This window comes from Alicyclobacillus hesperidum, from assembly GCF_900107035.1.
Taxonomy (GTDB): Bacteria; Bacillota; Bacilli; order Alicyclobacillales; family Alicyclobacillaceae; genus Alicyclobacillus; species Alicyclobacillus hesperidum.
The window spans coordinates 192,922-212,521 of the sequence record NZ_FNOJ01000004.1 but is presented as its reverse complement, the minus strand read 5'-3'; the positions used below and the strand labels follow the sequence as shown (position 1 = coordinate 212,521).

The 19,600-nt window shown below is 53.0% G+C and carries 17 protein-coding genes; 3 read left to right on the top strand and 14 right to left on the bottom strand.

The window, feature by feature from the left end:
- Positions 1-175: 175 nt before the first annotated feature.
- The 3 genes from BLU70_RS04790 (at position 176) to BLU70_RS14940 (ending at position 3,146) form a co-directional block, all read left to right on the top strand.
- The gene (locus BLU70_RS04790; RefSeq protein WP_074692427.1) at positions 176-991 is read left to right on the top strand and encodes a sugar phosphate isomerase/epimerase family protein; all 816 of its coding nucleotides are present in this window, start codon (positions 176-178) and stop codon (positions 989-991) included.
- A 17-nt stretch (positions 992-1,008) separates the two neighbouring features.
- On the top strand, positions 1,009-2,202 hold the full coding sequence (locus BLU70_RS04785; RefSeq protein ID WP_074692426.1) for a Gfo/Idh/MocA family protein: 1,194 nt from the start codon (positions 1,009-1,011) through the stop codon (positions 2,200-2,202).
- Positions 2,203-2,465: 263 nt separating this feature from the next.
- A complete protein-coding gene (locus tag BLU70_RS14940; RefSeq protein WP_074692425.1) occupies positions 2,466-3,146 on the top strand; it encodes an MgtC/SapB family protein in 681 nt (226 codons plus the stop codon).
- Between the two features lie 155 nt (positions 3,147-3,301).
- Here the strand turns inward: BLU70_RS14940 and tpx are convergent, their stop codons facing one another.
- The 14 genes from tpx to BLU70_RS04710 all read right to left on the bottom strand — a co-directional run bounded on the left by tpx (position 3,302) and on the right by BLU70_RS04710 (position 19,557).
- On the bottom strand, positions 3,302-3,817 hold the full coding sequence (tpx, locus tag BLU70_RS04775) for a thiol peroxidase (RefSeq protein ID WP_006447607.1): 516 nt from the start codon (positions 3,815-3,817) through the stop codon (positions 3,302-3,304).
- A gap of 107 nt (positions 3,818-3,924) precedes the next feature.
- A complete protein-coding gene (locus BLU70_RS04770) occupies positions 3,925-4,293 on the bottom strand; it encodes a DUF488 domain-containing protein (protein ID WP_040290119.1) in 369 nt (122 codons plus the stop codon).
- Between the two features lie 42 nt (positions 4,294-4,335).
- Positions 4,336-5,307 carry a hypothetical protein gene (locus BLU70_RS04765; protein WP_040290122.1) on the bottom strand — a complete coding sequence of 324 codons (972 nt, stop codon included), beginning with the start codon at positions 5,305-5,307 and terminating at the stop codon, positions 4,336-4,338.
- On the bottom strand, positions 5,304-6,347 hold the full coding sequence (locus tag BLU70_RS04760; protein ID WP_074692424.1) for a phosphodiester glycosidase family protein: 1,044 nt from the start codon (positions 6,345-6,347) through the stop codon (positions 5,304-5,306). Before BLU70_RS04760 ends, BLU70_RS04765 begins: the two co-directional genes overlap by 4 nt.
- A 111-nt stretch (positions 6,348-6,458) precedes the next feature.
- Positions 6,459-8,576 carry an FUSC family protein gene (locus BLU70_RS04755; protein WP_244885120.1) on the bottom strand — a complete coding sequence of 706 codons (2,118 nt, stop codon included), beginning with the start codon at positions 8,574-8,576 and terminating at the stop codon, positions 6,459-6,461.
- Positions 8,577-8,667: 91 nt separating this feature from the next.
- Positions 8,668-9,621 carry an ABC transporter ATP-binding protein gene (locus BLU70_RS04750; protein WP_074692423.1) on the bottom strand — a complete coding sequence of 318 codons (954 nt, stop codon included), beginning with the start codon at positions 9,619-9,621 and terminating at the stop codon, positions 8,668-8,670.
- Entirely contained in the window at positions 9,599-10,645 is a 1,047-nt protein-coding gene (locus tag BLU70_RS04745; RefSeq protein WP_074692422.1) for an ABC transporter ATP-binding protein, read from the bottom strand. The genes BLU70_RS04750 and BLU70_RS04745 overlap by 23 nt, the downstream gene beginning before the upstream one ends.
- Positions 10,638-11,618, bottom strand: a complete 981-nt coding sequence (locus BLU70_RS04740; RefSeq protein WP_074692421.1) for an ABC transporter permease — start codon at positions 11,616-11,618, stop codon at positions 10,638-10,640. The genes BLU70_RS04745 and BLU70_RS04740 overlap by 8 nt, the downstream gene beginning before the upstream one ends.
- Before the next feature lie 15 nt (positions 11,619-11,633).
- Entirely contained in the window at positions 11,634-12,551 is a 918-nt protein-coding gene (locus tag BLU70_RS04735) for an ABC transporter permease subunit (RefSeq protein WP_074692420.1), read from the bottom strand.
- Between the two features lie 173 nt (positions 12,552-12,724).
- Positions 12,725-14,638 (bottom strand): APC family permease, encoded by a 1,914-nt coding sequence (locus BLU70_RS04730; protein WP_074692419.1) that lies wholly within the window; start codon positions 14,636-14,638, stop codon positions 12,725-12,727.
- Positions 14,639-14,871: 233 nt separating this feature from the next.
- On the bottom strand, positions 14,872-15,948 hold the full coding sequence (gene cobD, locus BLU70_RS04725) for a threonine-phosphate decarboxylase CobD (protein ID WP_074692418.1): 1,077 nt from the start codon (positions 15,946-15,948) through the stop codon (positions 14,872-14,874).
- Entirely contained in the window at positions 15,945-16,955 is a 1,011-nt protein-coding gene (gene cbiB / locus BLU70_RS04720; RefSeq protein WP_074692417.1) for an adenosylcobinamide-phosphate synthase CbiB, read from the bottom strand. The genes cobD and cbiB overlap by 4 nt, the downstream gene beginning before the upstream one ends.
- Entirely contained in the window at positions 16,952-18,478 is a 1,527-nt protein-coding gene (locus BLU70_RS04715; protein WP_074692416.1) for a cobyric acid synthase, read from the bottom strand. Before BLU70_RS04715 ends, cbiB begins: the two co-directional genes overlap by 4 nt.
- A 41-nt stretch (positions 18,479-18,519) precedes the next feature.
- Complete coding sequence (locus tag BLU70_RS04710) at positions 18,520-19,557, bottom strand: ribonucleotide-diphosphate reductase subunit beta (RefSeq protein WP_006447621.1); 1,038 nt, start codon at positions 19,555-19,557, stop codon at positions 18,520-18,522.
- Between the last annotated feature and the right edge of the window lie 43 nt (positions 19,558-19,600).

The window sequence follows — 19,600 nt, the reverse complement described above, 5'->3', positions numbered from 1 at the left end:
CCGTTGTCTGGAGAAGCCCTATTTTTCGGTGTCCAATCCAGATCGTTTAGTACCGTGCGGTTGTCAATCCTTCATAGGAAGCGCTTACTCTTTTCTTTTCGCATGTGGCATATGTTCTGTTAGGTAAGGACGCCATCTTTGGTGTTTGATTGAGCAAACAGGGAGGAACATGTCCATGCGCATTGCATATTCCAATCTCGCGTGTCCCGAGTGGTCCATCGAAGAAGTGTTTGCAAAAGCCGTTCAATTCGGATTTGACGGTGTTGAGATTCGCCTTTTGGACGGCGAAGTCATTTCTCCGGAACTTGACAGAGATGTGCAGCAGCGACTCAAACGTCTGGCAGTCGATAGCGGCGTTGAGATGGTCGGGATCGGGGCGTCCACGAAGTTTGCAACGGCCGATGAAGGGGAGCGGCGGCAAAACGTGAAGGAGTTGCTGCAGTACATAGAGCTGGCAGCACGCCTCGAGGTGCCCTTTGTGAGGACATTTGGTGGAACCTTTCGTGCGGATCATTTAAGTGATGCACAAGCGGTTGCTTATGTGGCGGATGCATTGGCACAAGTGGCTCCACGAGCAGAGGCATTAGGTGTTGCCGTCCTGCTTGAGACGCACGACGACTTCTCGCATTCCAGTTTGGTTCGCGATGTCGTCTCGCAAGTGGGAAGTTCGGCAATCGGTGCCCTGTGGGACACTCATCACCCATACCGCATGGGTGAAACCGTCGTTGAAACTTTCGAAAATTTGAACGAGACATTGCGGCACGTCCATCTCAAGGACGCACGCAGAGTCGGTGACGGGTGGCAATTGGTCGCATTCAACCAAGGGGAGGTGCCTGTTCGCGAGATCGTCCAGACACTTGTCGCTCATGGCTACGATGGAGTTCTCTGTATCGAATGGGAGCGCAAGTGGCACCCGGAAATCGAAGCAGCTGAAACGGCATTACCCAAGCATCTAGCGATTTTACAGGACTACTTGGCCAACTTGGAATAAAAGAGGAGTTGAAAAGGATGACGGCATCACATGCAAGCGGTACAGTGAAAGTCGGACTAGTGGGTCTCGGCAATATCGGAACGACACATATGTCCTACTTATCGGACATGGATCACGTCGAGGTTGTGGGCGTGTGCGACGTCGTCCGCGAGCACGCGGATGCGTTCGCCAGACGTTACAGAACAACTCCTTACTACAATCATCTAGATCTGTTCGATCACAGTGGACTTGACGCCGTCATCATCGCCGTACCCCATTACGCACATGTACCTGTCGCGATCGACGCCTTTGCCCGGGGCATCCATGTGCTTTGCGAAAAGCCACTCGCTGTTCATGTGAACGATGCGAAAAAGATGATTGATGCTTACGAAGACGCAAAGCGCAGAAAGCCCGACCTGCAATTTGGTATCATGTTTCAGGAACGGACGTATCCGTTTTATCAAAAATTAAAAGACCTTATTGACCACGGCGATCTCGGCCGCTTAACTCGTGTCACATGGATCAACACAACTTGGTTTCGCACACAAGCGTACTACGACAGCGGAAGTTGGCGTGCCACGTGGGCGGGCGAAGGAGGCGGCATTCTAACGAACCAGTGCCCGCACAATCTCGACATGTACCAATGGCTGTTCGGCCTTCCTTCGCGTATCAGCGGCTTTGCGCACATCGGCAAATACCATAAGATTGAGGTAGAGGACGAAGTCACAGCGTACTTTGAACACGAAAACGGTATGATAGGTCACTTTATTGTCACGACAGGCGAGTCGCCTGGCACGAACCGCCTGGAGATTGTCGGGGAACACGGCAAGGTGGTGTACGAGGATGCAAAGATTGTATTCCATCGAAATCGCGAGTCGATGTTCAAGTTCTCTGCGGAATCAAAACTAGGATTTGCTCATGTCGAGAATTGGTACACGGAAATCCCGGTAGACACCAAGGTGCCGACTGGACACCACGTCGTCGCGGATCGCTTTATCAACGCTATTCTCGGTTCGTCTGAACCACTCATCGCTTATGGCACGGAAGGTCTTAACGGGCTCCTGTTGGCGAACGGGATCATGCTGTCATCGTTTACAAGGCAGATGATCGATGTGCCATTTGACGCCGATGCGTACGAAAGTATCCTGCAGGAACTCATCAAACGTTCCCAATTCGTCAAACCAACCGCGGATGGTGCTGTGCTCAATATGAGCGACTCCTTCAACGTTTGAGTCTAAGGCATAGCTTCATTCAGATAGATAGCGGGAGCATCCCGTAATTGCCGCCGCCTTGTCGAAGGCGGCGGTTGTATTGTAGTAAGGTGAAAGAAAGTTGGTGATTATTCCAAGGATAAAAGTGAAACCTATCCTAGGTGTGGCAAGGGGGGCGAATTGAGCGTATGGCTGAATGTGTTTTGTTGCAGCACAATTCACCATAGGCGATTCGCGCTATCTGCTGTTTCGCAAGTGTGACGAAATCGGCCGAGGAGGACTCTATGCACCTCAATTCGGAGTTTATTTTGCGTCTTGTGCTAGCCGGCGTTCTTGGAGCGGCTATTGGGTTCGAGCGGAAAGTTCACTATAAACAGGCCGGTATGCGAACGCATTTCGTGGTTGCTGTCGGCAGTGCCCTCATGATGATTGTGTCTAAATACGCATTTGCGGATGTGATCCATAATCACACGATTGTGTTAGACCCAAGCCGAATTGCCGCGCAAGTGGTGAGTGGAATTGGATTCCTCGGCGCCGGTGTCATTATCTTTCAACGAAACGCGATCCGCGGTCTCACGACAGCTGCCGGCGTATGGGCAACCGCGGGTATTGGATTGGCGGTTGGAGCCGGTTTATACATCCTTGGCATAACCTGTGCGGGCCTTGTGCTCGTTGGTTTTGTCCTTTTGAAACCGCTCGAGCGTCGATTCATCAAGAATATGCAGCACATCATGATTACAGCCAATGATAGCCCCGGGCTCATTGGGAAAATCAGCTCCGCGTTGGAGCGATTCGGAATGAGTATTGAACAAATCTTGATTGACCGTACGGATGAAGAAAAAGGCCTCGTGGATATCGATTTATACGTACGCATTCATCAACACATGTCAAGCAAGGAGAAAGTGATTCAGGCAATTGCGGAAATCGACGGCGTGAAGCAAATTGTGCTGCCATCGGAGACGTGACGAAAACCGAAATCGCATACTCCCTCCCTTCACGATCGTTACGTCCGATAATATATATTATGTTAACTAAAAAACGAAAATGGCTGTACAGACAAGAACACGCCCATCTCGTCTATACAGCCTTGAAACTGAATGCTACCGAGTGTAAACGCGAATTACTTCGCCGCCTTGGCAGCTTCGAGTGCAGCTTCGTAATTCGGGTGCTGACCGGCAGTCGGTACATATTCGACGTACACGATCTTGTCATTCGAATCGACGACGAAAACAGCACGGCTTTCGAGGCGAACTTCCTTAATATATGTACCATATGCACTTCCGAAAGACATGTCTCGATGATCCGAAAGTGTCTGAACCCGCTCGACACCAGCCGCACCGCACCAGCGCTTTTGAGCAAACGGCAGGTCTGCGCTAATGGTCAGAATGACCACGTTTTCACCTAGTTCACTAGCCGCTTCATTAAAGCGTCTTGTTTGTGCATCGCACACACCCGTATCTAAAGAAGGCACTACACTTATGATACGAACCTTGCCGCGAGAGTCAGCCAGTGTGACGGTGGATAGGTCATTGGCAATGACGTGAAAATCAGGTGCTGTATCGCCAACTTTCAGTTCGGGCCCAATCAACGTGCACGCTTGATCGATGAAAGTAAATGCACCTTTGCGTTCAACCATCTTGCATATCTCTCCTCTTCTTCTGAGTTACACGCGTGCTCGGCACGCTTGCCATTTCATTGTAGCGGATGGCGCGCAGTTCCCCAACACCGAGTTGCAAAAATCTCTCATCGTAAACGATCGAGCACGTATGCCTTAAGCACCACGGCATGGTTGTGTTGTGCGTCGCGCGCGGCGTAGACGAGAGTAACAGGACCTTCCTGTAACCACTGCACGATTTGACCCACCGCCTGTTGATGCGATTCATCAGTATCCAGTTCTTCTCGGTATAAAGTAGAGAACTCCGTAAAGCGGTTGGGATCATGTGCGAACCATGTTCGCAATTGAGGCGACGGAGCAACGTTTTTCAACCAGTGGCTAATTTGTGCGTCTTCCTTGCGTACACCGCGTGGCCATAGGCGATCAACCAATACGCGAATGCCGTCGGTCTCGACTGCCAGATCGTATACGCGCTTGCAATCAAGGTGACCGTACACTGAGATCCCGCCCCTTCGCTTAAAACCGTTCGCCTCCGTATCTTATACGGAGGCGTTCGTTGCTGCCGATGGATTCAGTACCAAATCTCCTGTGCCGGTAACCGAAATGCGACTCGCCAAAATCGGACGGGTGAGTTGTTTGACCAACTGAGGCGTCCCTTGGGACTGTTTGTACACCGATGTCACCAAGCCATTGCTGTTCACATTCCCGTAATACAACGTGTCGCCGATCACGCTGATCAGTGCGGCATTTGCTTTGACGAGCTGAGCATTCATCTCGAAATCCGGCGTATAACTGCTTGTTGCACTCGTTTCCGACAGCTTGAGGACATTCCATACGCCATTCTGATTGATTTCAACGTACAGAATTTTGCCCGTTTGCGTCATCGCAATGTTTTTTACGTAACCGGCGGGCACAGGAACAGATTGCACATCTTCCATGGTTCCCACGTGATAAATCTCACTTGATCCATTGGACGTGATCAATACGAATATGTCGTTTGTCTGTGTACTGTAGGTAACCTTGGTGATCTGTGCATCTGGCGAAAGGCCACTAAATACTGGCACACTTGCTGCAGTGACATCCGCCTGTTGCCCGTTTGACACATAGAACGTGTTTAACTCCAAATCGCCAGGCGATCTTTGCTCACCCACAAAAACTTCCGTATTGCCCAACCAGTCGACGTATTGCACAGGATAAAGATCCGTGGCTTCGCTGACCTGTTTGCCGGTCTCTAACGACACAACGTGAACGACATCCGTGCCATTGGTAGCCGTATCGACGTAGGTCGCGTATTGACCGTTTGGCGATTCCGTTACACCCTGATAGTGCTGTTTCAGGTTTGCTAGAACTTGTGTCGAGCGGACTTGGACAAGCCGTTGAATGGCACGCTCTGTGGCGACTTGTTGAGAATTCAACAAATGGTTCAAGTGATGAAAAAACGCAACTTCAATCATTGTCGCCAAGCCAGCAACACCTAAGAACAAGCGACCGAGTCGGCGTCTAGACGTCATTTCGAGCTGCCTCCCACTTCTGGCATTACGACAAACGACGTGGCAACGCTGCGCGCTCCTGTCAAGTCAACTGGTGTGTTGACCAGTCGGCCATTATACACCATGGTGGTCGACGAACCGCCATCGAGATCGGCCGCGATCACAGCGTGATATTGCAACATGAGTTCCGTGATATCCGCCATCGATGCCCCGAGTTGTCCGTACTGACCGCGACCATCGGTGACTATTAAAATCACCTTGCCATTTGCTGTTTGGCCAATCGCTGTTCGCGGATTATATCCCTGGTCTGGGACCGATACAGGTTGCCCATTTAACACGAGCACCGGCCCAAAACTGAGTGCCTCCTGCACATTCTTTTGTTGAAGTTCAGAGAGCGAATAGTCTCCCGCAATCATCTGACCGCCACTTGTAAACGCGATCTCCGGGTACTTCGCAGTCGTTCCAGCACCTGTAATAACCTTCCCGTCGTGAATCGTAATGCCAAGAGGGTTCGCACCTGTCCCCTGCTGATTCGTATCCGAAAAAGCACCGCCGTTAATGCCAGCGACCGCGCCTACATCATTGACCATCTGTTGGACGGTTTCACCATTGCGTCCGATGTATTTGGTTACGGCAACACGAATTCGCTTCGGATTGTCCACCACCATAATGTAGGCGGTGAATGTTTCGCCATGGTAAGTATATAGGTGAATGGCGCCATCGCTATTCGTGTAGTTTTTTGTCGCAATCTCGGAAATCGGAGTCGTCTCCGACACCATGCCGTTCTTCGCCAAAGCGTGAGCCTCGATCGCTGCATTCGACACCGTATAGAGCGACAATGGCCGCAATAAGTACCCATGTCGAGTTTCGTCAAAGGTGTCGATCACGTAATTGCGAACAGCTGAGAATGGACCATGAAAAATGAGCAATGACGACGAAACGAAGATGTATAAAAAGCATGCGAAAGCAAAGGTTACCCATCGCTTCCGTGAACGCCGCGGCTGATTCGCCTGCTGTCGTCGCTTGTTGTCTGTCGCTTGCTCTCGTCTCGTGTGATCCACCTTATCCCTCCCGTCATTCACACATACTCGTGATCCTATCATATAGACGGCTTGGGTTTGAGGAAAGTTCGTTCGGACCTCAGAGCGAAGTCTGTATCCGGCATTTGTAGATCAGATATTCGACGCCACGATGTCCATTTGCAGCATACGGACAATTGTCCACGCCGTGTTGTCCATTCGCACAAACGCGCGAGCAATGACGTCTTGCTGTGCCAAATCTACATCAATTGCGAACGCGGCTGTCACGGCCCGTTCCCTTCCCCGCTTGTCCCCCAGCGTTTCCGTGGCATTCCTGCGGATGATCGTCTCAATCAGATTCAGTCCACGCTCGATGTCCAGACCTATCTCCACAACATCCTCGCCAATCGGTTCTTCGATCCGCCGCTCCAACACGTACGCCTCAATGGAGAGCAACGTATCTGACAGGCGATGGATGGCAACCAACACGCCGAGCAGCGTGTGCGGATTCCATGTCGGACCGACCGGTTCGTTTAACATTTGGCGAATGGCAACCGCCGCGTTTGTGCGCGAAACGCGGACTGCGCTCCTCTGACTTTGGAAATTGCGCGGTGAAGGGCTTGTACCTTGCGGATCGCGAAGTGTTTTGAAGACAGCATGAAAATATGTTCTTTGCGCCGCTACAGCATCTGCGATCACGCTGTGAATTTCGCGGTATTGCCAAGTCGGCCAGACGAGATAGACGAGAAATGCGAGGAAACTGCCTAGCACTGTATCCAGCAGGCGATCTTCCATCGTCACGAAGGCAGGCGCGCGCTCAAAGAACGATAGCAGAACCACCGTTTCGGCTGTCAATGCGCAACTAAACAATGCGTAGTTAAAGTTGACAAGCATATACATCGCTGCCGCGAAGACGACGATGAGCAAACTGCCAAACATGCCCGTCTTGTCGTGCACGCCAACCATGAGGACGGTCGCAAGTAAAATACCGGCGACTGTGCCGATCACGCGGGCGATGCCGCGTCCGAAGGTCGCCGTAAAGTCAGGGCGCAAAATGATGTTTGCGGTCAACGGCAACCAATACGCGTGTTGCCAAGGCAAGGCGCGCGCAGCAAGCATGCCAAGACCCATTGCACCACTCGCCCGCAACGCATGTCGAAATGTAGCGGAATGGAACGTCAAATGGCTAAGAAACGAATTCGCTGCCTTTTTGAGTCGGCGGCCTATCGACTCGCGAGCCTCGGCGGGTAAATGCCAAACTGTACGTTCGCTTAAATCGCGGTGCAGTTGCCGCAAGGCGACGGCGATTGCACGCACGTGTGCACAAACATCACCCTGCATCTGTTCTGCGAGCTCCTCCAATTCACTCGCCGCCTGAACCAATAGTCCGAAAGTCGACAAGGTGCGATTACGTCCTGCTGCAAACGCCCAAACATCGCCTCCGACTTGTTCGACAATGGATGAAACGCGTCGCAAGGCGTGAAGGGCAGCTGTCGACGACTCGTCGCGCTGACTGGTATACGCCCTGCCCTTTGCCATCTCGACGAGCGCGACCACATAGAATCGCACCTGTTCAGCGGCGTTCAACAATCGATACAGCTTGGCACGCGCAGGCATACGCATATACGAGTCGCGCAATGTCGCATCCGCATCGACGAGTGCAGTGGCAACAGCAAGGTCTGTGTCGCGTGTGCGATCGCGCGCATAGGTCGCAAGCCTGTTGTACACCTGTGTGACCGCGTCGGCCTCCGCACTGTCAGTTGTACAAAGATCTACAACTATCATGATGGCCATCTGCAGGAGTCCGCCTGCGAGGACTAACCCCGCTCGATAAAACGCGCCACTCGGAGATTGCGGACTTGTCGAAATCAAAATCAAGGCATTGGTCGACAACAACCCCACTTGCCCCGCGGCAGCACTCACACCTATCATCATGCCTGCAATCCAGCCGCTGACCATGGTCAACAGCACGATGAGCCACGTGTGCGCCCCGGCGATTGCACCAACCAACGTGGTTACCGTCATCCATAAGGTTGCAAGCAACATCGTTCGCGTCCGACGTCGTGCGGTGCCGGCCGTGCCTGCAAAACCAGACACCAAAGCGCCGGCGGAGATGCCGACGCCTGAAAGTACATGCTGAGAAATAAGTCCGAAAACCAGTGGTAGCACTACGCCAAACGCGTTACGTATACCTGGTACAATCCGCAAATTGCCGGGATCGTGGTCCGTGACGGTATTGATACTTCTCCACGTTCTGCGCCGCAGCAACAAGCTGCACCCCGCCTTTCGGCCGTTGTCCGCAATCGTCTTCGTCTAGACTATACAATATCGTTTGCATGCGGATCTATGCCGAAATAAAGCCTTACGCTAGATGACAGGCCACTTGGTGGTCAACGTCAATCGCCCGCAACTGTGGACGAACGTCGCGGCAACGGTCGACAGCTACAGGACATCGGGTGTGAAACGGACAACCACGTGGTAGATCGAACGGCGAGGGCATTTCGCCTGGCAATGCACGCAATTCTCTCCGTGCGCTGACGTTCGCAGGAATCGGTAGCACGGATGCGAATAAAGCCTTCGAATATGGGTGGTACGGATTCTGAAACATCCGTTGCGTGGTGCCGACTTCGACGATCTGGCCGAGATACATGACCGCAATGCGGTCGGCAATTTGACCGACCGTCGGCAGGTTATGTGATATAAATAGATACGAAAGATTCCGCTCTTGTTTTAACCGTATGAACAAGTCCATCATTTGTGCCTGCACGGAGACATCCAAAGCCGATACTGCTTCATCGCAAATGAGGAGTTTGGGTTCAACAGCTAAAGCTCTTGCAATCATGACGCGCTGTTGTTGGCCTCCAGATAATTCAAACGGAAAGGCCTCAGCCTGATCCGCATGTAACCCCACTTGTTCGAGCAACTGTCGCGCTATCTCCCAACCTTCTCGCCGAGAAACAAGCCGTCGTGCAACCAACGGATCTATCACGTTGCGCCCGACGGTCATACGGGGATGCAGCGCGGCCCCGGCGTCTTGAAACACCATCTGCATGTGTCGCCAGATTGGGCGCAGGTCCCGACGGGATCGACCAACAAGTTCCTCACCCAAAAGGCGCACACTGCCTGCATCCGGCGCTGTAAGTCCGATGGCACATCGCCCTAGGGTGGATTTCCCACTCCCGCTTTCACCGACGAGGCCAAGCGATTCACCTTCCCGAATCGATAACGAAACATCCCGCACGGCGGGTAGTTGCTTTCCGCGGACGCGAAATGATTTTTCAATGTGACGCAGATCAAGGAATGGGGTAAGGCTCATGCTCATTCTCCCCTTGTACGTGATGACATGCGACGCGGTGTTCTGGTCGCGTTTGTCGCAGCGCAGGTAGGCGTTCGCGACAAACCGTTGTGGCCATATGACAGCGTGGCGCAAACGGGCAGCCTCGGGGAGCCTCTAGAAGCACGGGAGCAACTCCCGGGATTGGACGCAAGGGTCTATCAGGCTGTTCCGGATCAAATGATGCGGCGCGCAGGCCGAGTGTATACGGATGCGTTGGGAATTGCAGAAATTCGTCAATCGGTGCTTCTTCCATCACAACGCCCCCATACATGACCACGATGCGGTCACACGTATGGGCTGCAACGCCAAGATCATGCGTGACCATCACGACCGCTGTTCCACGTTTGCGGCAGATGTCCGTCAACAGTGCCAGTACCTGCATTTGCACGGTCGAATCGAGTGCCGTCGTCGGCTCGTCAGCGAAAATCACCTTCGGCTCGCTGACAATGGCGCTTGCGATCATCGCTCGCTGTCGCATGCCTCCGGACAACTCGTGCGGGTATTGTTGGAAGCGCGCTTTCGCATCCGCAATTCCGAGCTCATGCATGAACTCGATCACGCGTCGATGAGCGGTGCGACGCGTACACAGACGATGATTGACCAATACTTCCGCGATTTGTGACCCAATCGGCAAATAGGGATTAAAGCCCTCGGCTAAGTTTTGAAAGACGACGCCGATATCCTTCCCACGCACAGTGCGCAATTGCCGGTCGGACAACTGAACCAAATCCACTCCGTTAAACCACGCGTTTCCACGGATCACTCGCCCACCTTCTCCGAGCAAACCGAGAATGGACATCAGGGTCACCGACTTGCCTGATCCGCTCTCGCCAATAATACCAAGCCATTCACCAGGCCGTACGGCGAAATCGACACCGTTTACCGCATGGACCACTCCGTCGGCACGCTCGAACCGGACGACTAAATCCCGCACCTCGAGTACAGGTTGCTTGGATACATCGTTACTGAAGTCTGTTCGCGCTTCAACAACGAAGTCAGCCATGCATATTCACCCCCTTGCCCCCCCTCGCCGCACGAAGCCGCGGCCACGCCGCAAACCAGCGCCTCGGCAATGGCTGTTGTGGGTTTAAAAGCGCTTGCAGGCCATCGCCTATCCACAAGAGCGCAATGACCATGGAGCAATATACGCCTAGCGGAAACCAGAACAGCCAACGATAGCCGATGTAGGATCCGCCACCGCCATTCAGTAAATTGAGAAGCAGATTGGAACCAGGTGGCAATTGTCCACCAGTCAGTGGAACATATTGTGGATCGAGCGCAATGAGTGTGGTGGACTGAAACAGCACAGACGCCACCTGGAATACGAAGAACACAATCATATTCGATGCAATTTGCGGCAACACATAGCGCGTCGCGATGTACCAGCGCGAACCACCTGCGAGAATGGCAGAGTCAATCAACGTTCCATTGCGCACGGAAAGCGCGAGGCCGCGCGCCAGACGAGCGCATCCCGCCCAGGTGACAAGGCCTATAGACAAGCCGACGTTCCAAGCACTAAAGCCTGTGACGACCACGATGAAGAGGGCGATGATGAGCGTCGGGATCGAAAAGGCAAAATCGGTGAGCCGCATGAGCACGGCATCGATAAAGCCGCCGAAGACGCCCGCCACCATGCCGACGATGAGGCCAATGGCAACCGAAATCGCCGCACCTGTCACACCGATAAGCAATGTACCGCCAAGGCCGCGCACGATTTGTGTCAATAAGTCTTGCCCATATTGCCCGGTTCCAAATGGATGCGCCCAACTCGGACTTTGGTTTGCCTGAAATATGTTTACTGTGGGCTGTCGGGTGACGAATGGGCCTACAATCGCGACGATAAATAGCAGTGCAATGTAGGCGAGGCCGATAACAGGCAGTCCATTTCGGCAAAACCGACGCCAAGCTAAGCGACGTCTACGTTTTCGGCCATGGCTAGCGCGTTCATGCCAATCGGAGATAGCGGCGAACGACATAAACGTCCCTCCCTTTTAGTCTGCGAGCGGATTGAGCCATAGATACGCAATGTCGATGAGTAGATTCAGAACCATAATAAATAGTCCAAAAATGAACAAAGTGATCGATAACGTTGTGCCGCTGCCAAACGCGGGGGTGCCATAGGTCGTCACCTTAATCCCGAGCATGGTGCCAATGCCAGGAATCGCAAACGCTTGTTCTGCGATCACGGTGCAAAATAACGTCATCGGCGTTTGAGGACCCAAAAACGTCAACAGTCCCGTCAGCGCAGGGCGCAATGCGTGGTGCGCGACAACGGTTGCGGTACCTGCACCGCGAGCGCGCGCAGCTGCAATAAAGGACCTTTGCATCACTTCACGCATGCCGGCTTCCGTGTACTTGACTATATAGCCAATATTAAAGCAGGCCACCGTCATGATCGGTAAAATGGCATCAGCCACAGAACCCCAACCATAACTGAGTGGAATGAGATGCCATCCTAAAGAGAACGTAAAAATGAGAATAACGGCCATATCTGCAGGGGGGACTTGCCCCAATAAGACGCAGAAAGCCGAAACGGCTTGCCAAAGTGGATTGCGTGGCTTCAAAGCTGCGAAAATGCCACATGGAATACCGACGAGCGCGGAGACAAACAAGGAGCCAAACGTAAGAATGGAGCTGATTTCGAGCGAACGTAACACCAGTTCCCGCGTAATCTGAGGACCAGCGCCCCAATGCAAAGTACCGATGGCCACAAGGCTTGTGTACACGGAATGCCAAAACGGGGCTGGTTTCGCCGCTGATAGACCTGGAATTGCCGAAGACTGATTGGTTGCCGCGGGATTCAAGTATCCAAGTGCATTGCCTAAGATAATCAGGATGCACAGTAGCATCGGAATGACGGCTATACGCAATCCGATCACACGAATGATACGCAAGCGCTTTCCTGGCAATACAATCCCCCCAACCAACGTCTCATTTGGATGACTCTAGCATATCACCTGCAATCTCCTATAGAAACGATTTAGTTGGTGGATCCCGACATATTCACGTGTCACGACAAGAGAAAGCCGTATCGACCAACCGCAAGGATCGATACGGCTGTGTTGGATGTATGTGGTTTCCCCTACTTGCGCAAATGGTATGGCACGGTCGAAACGACGACATCTTTGTGACGCAACATCCATGCGCGAATCAAAAGCGATGTCTGGTTATGCAAAAGATTGTGCCACCACTTTTTCGGAACAAACTGCGCAATGAGCAACTGGATGTGGTCCGGCTTTCCACCTTCATACGTTTCAAGACGCCGAATAAACTTGGAAAGCGGGTATAAAAGTGACCGATATTCGCTCTTAATGGTAATCAGTCGACATGGTGCCCCCCATGCTTCCCACTTTTGCTCCATGCGCTCGATTGATTCGTCGTCAAACCCAATATACAAAGCAATAACATCCGGTGTACTGCTCATAGCAAATGAGATGGTATCCACGACCAAACGATGAATCCCAGAAATGAGCACAACAGAGACAATTCTGTGCTTTTGTGGGCGAACCGTCTGCAAATCGATCCGCAATTCATCGGCAACCTCAATATAGTGCTGGCGAATCTTCATGGCGATGAAAATCACCACAGGCAGGACGACGAGGACAATCCAGGCGCCGCTCGTAAACTTGGTGACCGCAAAAATGACCGCGACCAGACCTGTGATAAACGCGCCACACCCATTAATGATGGCCTTTGTGCGCCACATGCTGCCTTTGACGCGGATCCAGCGCTTAAACAGGCCGAGTTGCGCCACAGTAAATGCGACGAATACGCCAATCGCGTACAACGGGATGAGGGCATTGGTTTGCGCATGGAATACCTCGATGAGCAGTGATGCCAGTGCCGCGAGTGAAATCATGCCATTGGAATAACCGAGGCGATCTCCGCGCAGGGTCAATGCCCGCGGCAAAAAGCGGTCGCTCGCCACCAAGGCAGCCAGCTGTGGGAAACCAGTGAACGTCGAGTTGGCAGCTAAAATCAGCACGACGAACGTGCAAATTATGATGACCTGATACACGATACCATGGCCAAAATAATCGCCAGCCAGCTGCGATAGCATGGTGTTGTTCGGATTGACCGAAATGCCTCGCACGTAAAGGTGGTACGCAAAGCCTAAAAGCGTGATACCTGTGATAATCCCCAGCGCGATGTAGGCTTTAATCGCCCCGTTTTTACCGTCGCGGAAGATAGGCACTGCGTTGGATATGGTTTCAACACCAGTGAGGGCCGAGCACGCGGAACTAAACGCCTTCAATAACAACATCAAGGTAAGTCCCGCCGGAATCGTGCCAAACGGGGGTGTGACAGGTTGCACAAACCCGTGATGCACTTCGTCATCGAAGCCAGCGCCGATTAAAAACAACATACAAGCCATAAACAAAAACGTTGGATACGCAAATACCTTCGATGATTCCGAAACACCCCGCAAGTTCACGAACAGAATGATGATCACGCACAAAATCGACAACTCGGTCTCATGGTTGGCCAGAATTGGATACGACGAAGCCATCGTCTGGACGCCAGACGACACAGACACGGCAACCGTTAACACGTAGTCAACCAACAGTGCGCTCGCGGCGACAAGAGAGACCCAAGGTCGCTGAAAGTTATCCTTGCTTATCGCATATGCGCCGCCACCGTTCGGATACGCGATCACGCCCATGATATACGATGTAATCAAAATCATGAGCAACAGAACCGTCGACGCGGTGATGGGAATAATCATCCATTTCGCATCATTACCAAGCGGTGCCAGCTCGGTAATCCCAGCTTCTGGGCCGTATGCGACGGACGAATAAAGGTCGGCCGCAAGCACCGGCAGTGCAATCCACCATGTCAACTTTAGCTTTGAGCCATGCAGTTCGCGGGATCGGATCGGCTTACCCACCACAATTCGTTTCACGTTGCCAAAATTCAGCAAGGCAAATGCGAGCGCGGCGATGATCACGCAAACGAGAACAGGGTGCAACCAAAATAATCCATGTGGATGATGCATATGATTTCTCCTCGTCGTGCACTTGTGCCAAACCTAGTTTGCCCAAGAAAAGCAAAACGACCCCTTCTGGGCCACTCCTATGCACTGGTATGTATGGATGCCATATGACGTGATTTATTGTAATCCCGCAACGCAAAAATTCAATCGCAAGTTCGCAAAAAACGTGAAAAAAGCGGGACAACATCCCGCCCTTTGCGACAATAACACTCACTTGGCACGTCCCTGTGGCAGACTCACAAACTCGCAATCAAGGCGCAAAACGCATCGTACAGGCGCTCGTTGTCCGCGTGCAGGCGGATCGCAAAGCGGATGTGACGGTCGCTCAAGCCATGATAATTCCCGCAAGTTCTCACAAAAATACCACGGTCCGCAAATGATTGTAGCATCGCGGAGATAGGTATGTCGTCGGCAAGTTGACAAAACACGTAATTGACACTTGGTGGGTACCAAACGACGTCCTGGCGCTTGCCCCAAGTCGCATGAACCCATGCACTTTCGGTTGCAAGCCAAGCGTGTGTCGCGTCCAGAAAGCCTCGATCCCGGTACGCTGCTTGCGCGGCCCGCTGTGCCAATTGGTTGACGCTCCAAGGATCGCGATGTTTGGCGATCTCGTGAATGAACGACGGGTGTGCTGCGAGAAAGCCGAAGCGCAGGCCAGGAATGGCATAGATTTTAGTCGCCGAGCGCACGACCAGCACATCCTTTGTCATGATAACCTGTGACAGTACGCTGTAGCTCTCTTCATCGGGCCGAAAGTCGAGAAATGATTCGTCCACAAGAACTTTTGCATGGCGCTCCGTTGCAAAGCTGATGACCAGAGCCACTTGCCTGGCTGTCCATATCGCCCCCGTGGGATTATGCGGGTTGTTCAGGACAATTACGTCTCCCTCGCGCACCGACGCCGCGCAAAGTGCCTCGCACACGTTTAAATTCTCTGCCAAGGGCAAGCGCTCGATATGGCAGTGCGAACGCGCCGCCGCCTGCGCGTACTCAGCAAAGGCAGGTTCAAAAATCCACACCGTTCCTGGTCGTAGGTGGCGAATAGCGATATCAATGGCCTCCGCCGCACCATTTGTACACATGATGCAGTCTGTTGGTAGGCCAAAACGCTCACCAATGGCTTCGCGCACCTCCAGGTGGCGGGCGTCAGGGTAGTGACGAATCTCAGCTAAGTGTTCCGAAATGGCGGCAAGCGCCGTCGCGGGCGGACCCAGTGGATTCATGTTCGCACTAAAATCGAGCAGTTCATGTGGGGCAACGCCTGTCTGTTCCGCATATTCGTATACGCGCCCCCCATGGCCGTGTGTCAACCTGTGATCCCCCTTCCTCGTAGTGCTACTAAGGCGATTGCACCCATGGCCGCAACAAGCGCCCCCATGAGCAGCCAGCAAGCAACATTAAGAATACGGATACTTTGTTCAATGTCATTTCGCGTGAGTGCTCGGCGCGCTTCTCCCATCGTGGCACGGTGTGAAGCAACGCCACCATAATAGTTCAATCCACCCAGTTGGACGCCCAATGCGCCTGCCACCATCGCTTCCGGAATGCCGCTGTTGGGACTGGGATGTTTGTGCGCGTCGCGATAAAGTGCCCGCCAAGCGCCGCGGAGGTCCCCTTTTGTACACGCGATCGCGCCTGTCAACAAGCTCGTCGCGACCCGAGCTGGCACATAGTTGAGCAAATCGTCCAATCGAGCTGAGGCAAATCCGAACCAGCGATATCGGTCATTGCGGTACCCGACCATCGAGTCGAGCGTGTTGGCAGCGCGGTACAGCATGGCGAGTGGAGCGCCACCGACCAACGCGAACAGTGCGGGCGACACCACTGCGTCGACCAAATTCTCAGCGATCGTTTCGACCGTAGCGCGGACGACTTCTGCTTCCGAAAGTTCAGATGTGTCGCGCCCTACAATGTGCGACACAGCAGTGCGACCACCCACGAGCCCATGTTCTCTCAGTTCGCGGTCGACCATGTGCCCTGCATCACACAGACCCTTCCAAGCGATAGTCGTCGAGCAAATCCAGAGATTTGCAATCACTACCAACCAAGGAGAAATCCGGATGACAATCGCCAGAACGCCCCAGGTTACACCGAAAACCAAGGTTAACGTCGACAAGGTTAGCGCGGCACCCGCGAGCCACTGTTGCCACGGGGCGGCGTTTACCCGATGGAAACGTTTTTCGAACCCATGGACGAAATGCCCAATCGCAACGACGGGATGAGGGAGCCACTTCGGATCGCCAACTGCGCGATCCACGCCCAGCGCCGCGGCAGTGATCAAGATATGTATGATGACCGCATGGACCGTAGGCGTCATCCATTCGACGCCCTTTGCTCAACCCACGTGCGAACTGTGGCAGTATCGATGTTGGCACGGACGACGTCCGCAAAGCGGCAAATCGCATCCCATCGCCGTTCACGAAAACTTCTTTCGCCGCGAGTGCTTGTTTCCAGTCGAAAGCGACCGCGTATTGACTGCAGCCACGCTTTACGAAATGCATCGTTGTCAAACACGCCGTGCAAATAGGTGCCAACCACCCTCCCGGCATGCCAGACGGCTCCGTCATCACGCCGTACTCCTTCGCCACGGCGTGTGATTTGTGCAAAAGGCCGCGTACCCACCAATGGCAGGGTCTCGCCCATATGGATTTCATATCCGGAAACATGGATTCCCGAATACAAAGTCGTCTCGCCTTCAGCTTGGTAAGTCGCCTTGTTCTGTGCCATCACCGTACGCACAGGCAACAGGTGCAAACCAGAGGACCACCGCTCGCCTGACTCGACGCCAAATGGATCTTCCACTTCGATACCAAGCATCTGGTATCCGCCACAGATTCCGACGATCGCGGCTCCACCTGCGAAGGCGTGCCAAATGGGGGCAAAAAAGCCGCGTTCCTGTAACCAGCGAAGGTCTTCGATTGTATTCTTGGTTCCAGGCAAGATGACGGCGTGACAGCCGGCGAGATCCTGCGGGCGCTGGCAAAACCGAACCGATACGCCTGGAACGGCGAACAGCGGATCGAAATCGTTAAAGTTTGAGATGTGCGGAACCTGAACGACACCGATTTGGAGCAAATTTTCTCCCGCACCTTCTGGCTGACTGTAGCGATCGCCCGCCAACCCGAGGGAGTCCTCTTCGTCAATACCGATGTCTAAGACGTATGGCACCACGCCGAGAACTGGGACGCCAGCCAGTTCTTCCAGCATGCGTACGCCTTCGGCAAAGAGATTCGCGTTCCCCCGAAACTTGTTGACAATGACGCCCTTGACACGCGCGCGCTCGGCCGGACTCAGCAACGCGAGTGTACCGACGACCGAAGCGAAGACGCCGCCGCGATCGATATCGGCCACCAAAATGACGTCTGCGTCGGCCATGTCGGCGACCCGCATATTCGCAATGTCGTGTTCCTTCAAATTGATTTCAACCGGGCTACCGGCCCCTTCAATGACAATGACGTCAAATCTCTGTTCTAACGCGCGGTAACTCTCTTCAACCTTTGCCCAAATGGCTTGCCGCTGTTCGCGAAAATACGATTCCGTGGTTTTTGTGCCATACACCTGACCCTGAAGCACCACTTGCGACGCATTGAACGCGGTTGGCTTGAGCAGTACCGGATTCATGTGTTCATTCGGTTCAATCCCACACGCCTCTGCCTGCACAGCCTGTGCCCGACCGATCTCGGCACCCTTTGGGGTCACAGCTGCATTCAACGACATGTTTTGCGCCTTAAACGGCGCGACGCGATAACCAGCATCGACCAAAATTTTACATAGTGCTGTGCAAATGGCGCTCTTCCCGACGTTCGAGGACGTCCCAACCACCATGATGGCATGCGCCACGGATGATGCCCCCTGTCATACGTACCGAGCCTATACTCACATTACAGTTCGTCCCAATTTAGGTTTCCAGCTTTGGTGTAACTGGTCACGCGCTGTTCGAAGAAGTCTGTCTTCATGGAATTCATAGACGCATAACTGTCGAGCCAAGGCATGGGGTGTTCTGTTATTTCTGGATATAGAATAGGTAGATTAAGTGACAGCAAGCGTATGTTCGCCAAATACTTGATGTATTGATCGATCAAGACGTCCGTCAGCCCTGCAATCTTGCCCCCTGTCACATACTGTCCCCAGGCGACTTCGTGATCGACCGCAGTTCGCATCATCTGAAGAAACTCTTGTTCCAGTTCAGGCGTGAGCAATTCTTTGTTTTCTCGGATAATCTCGTGGTACAAATTGCGGAAAATAGCCAAATGCGTGAGCTCATCTCGTTGAATAAACTTGATTTCGGAGACCGTCCCCAACATCTTCCCCTGACGACCGAGCACAAAGAAAAAACTAAACCCAGCGTAAAAGTATACGCCTTCGAGAATATAGTTGGCGACCACCGTCTTCAATAGGTTGCGGTCACTCGGATCGGCGATGAACTGTTCAAATAAGTCGGTGATAAACTGGTTGCGGCGCAACAGATGCTCATCTTCCCGCCACTCATTGTAAATGGCATCGCGCGTGGCTGCATTGACGACAGAGTCAAGAATATAGCCATACGACTGAGAGTGCACCGCTTCCTGAAATGCGTGTACGGTGAGGCACAAATTGACCTCCGGTGCCGTGATGTATTCGTTGATGTTAGGCAAGTTGTGGGTCAACAGGCTGTCCATGAAAATCAAAAACGACAATACCTTATTGTAGCTACGCTGCTCATCCGCGCTTAGCGCATCGTACTGACGGGCGTCGTCCGCCAACGCAATTTCTTCCGGAATCCAGAAGTTATTCATCATGGCGCGGTACAGCTTATATGCCCAATCGTACTTGATGTTGTTCAACTCAATCATGTTTGTCGTATTCCCGCCGATGATCCGTCGCTTGCCCCAATCGCGATCACCCGCCGCGTTAAACAGTCTGGTCCTTTCCAGCTTCATCGATAATCTCTCCTATTTCGAATCGTGATGCGCACGAGTTTTT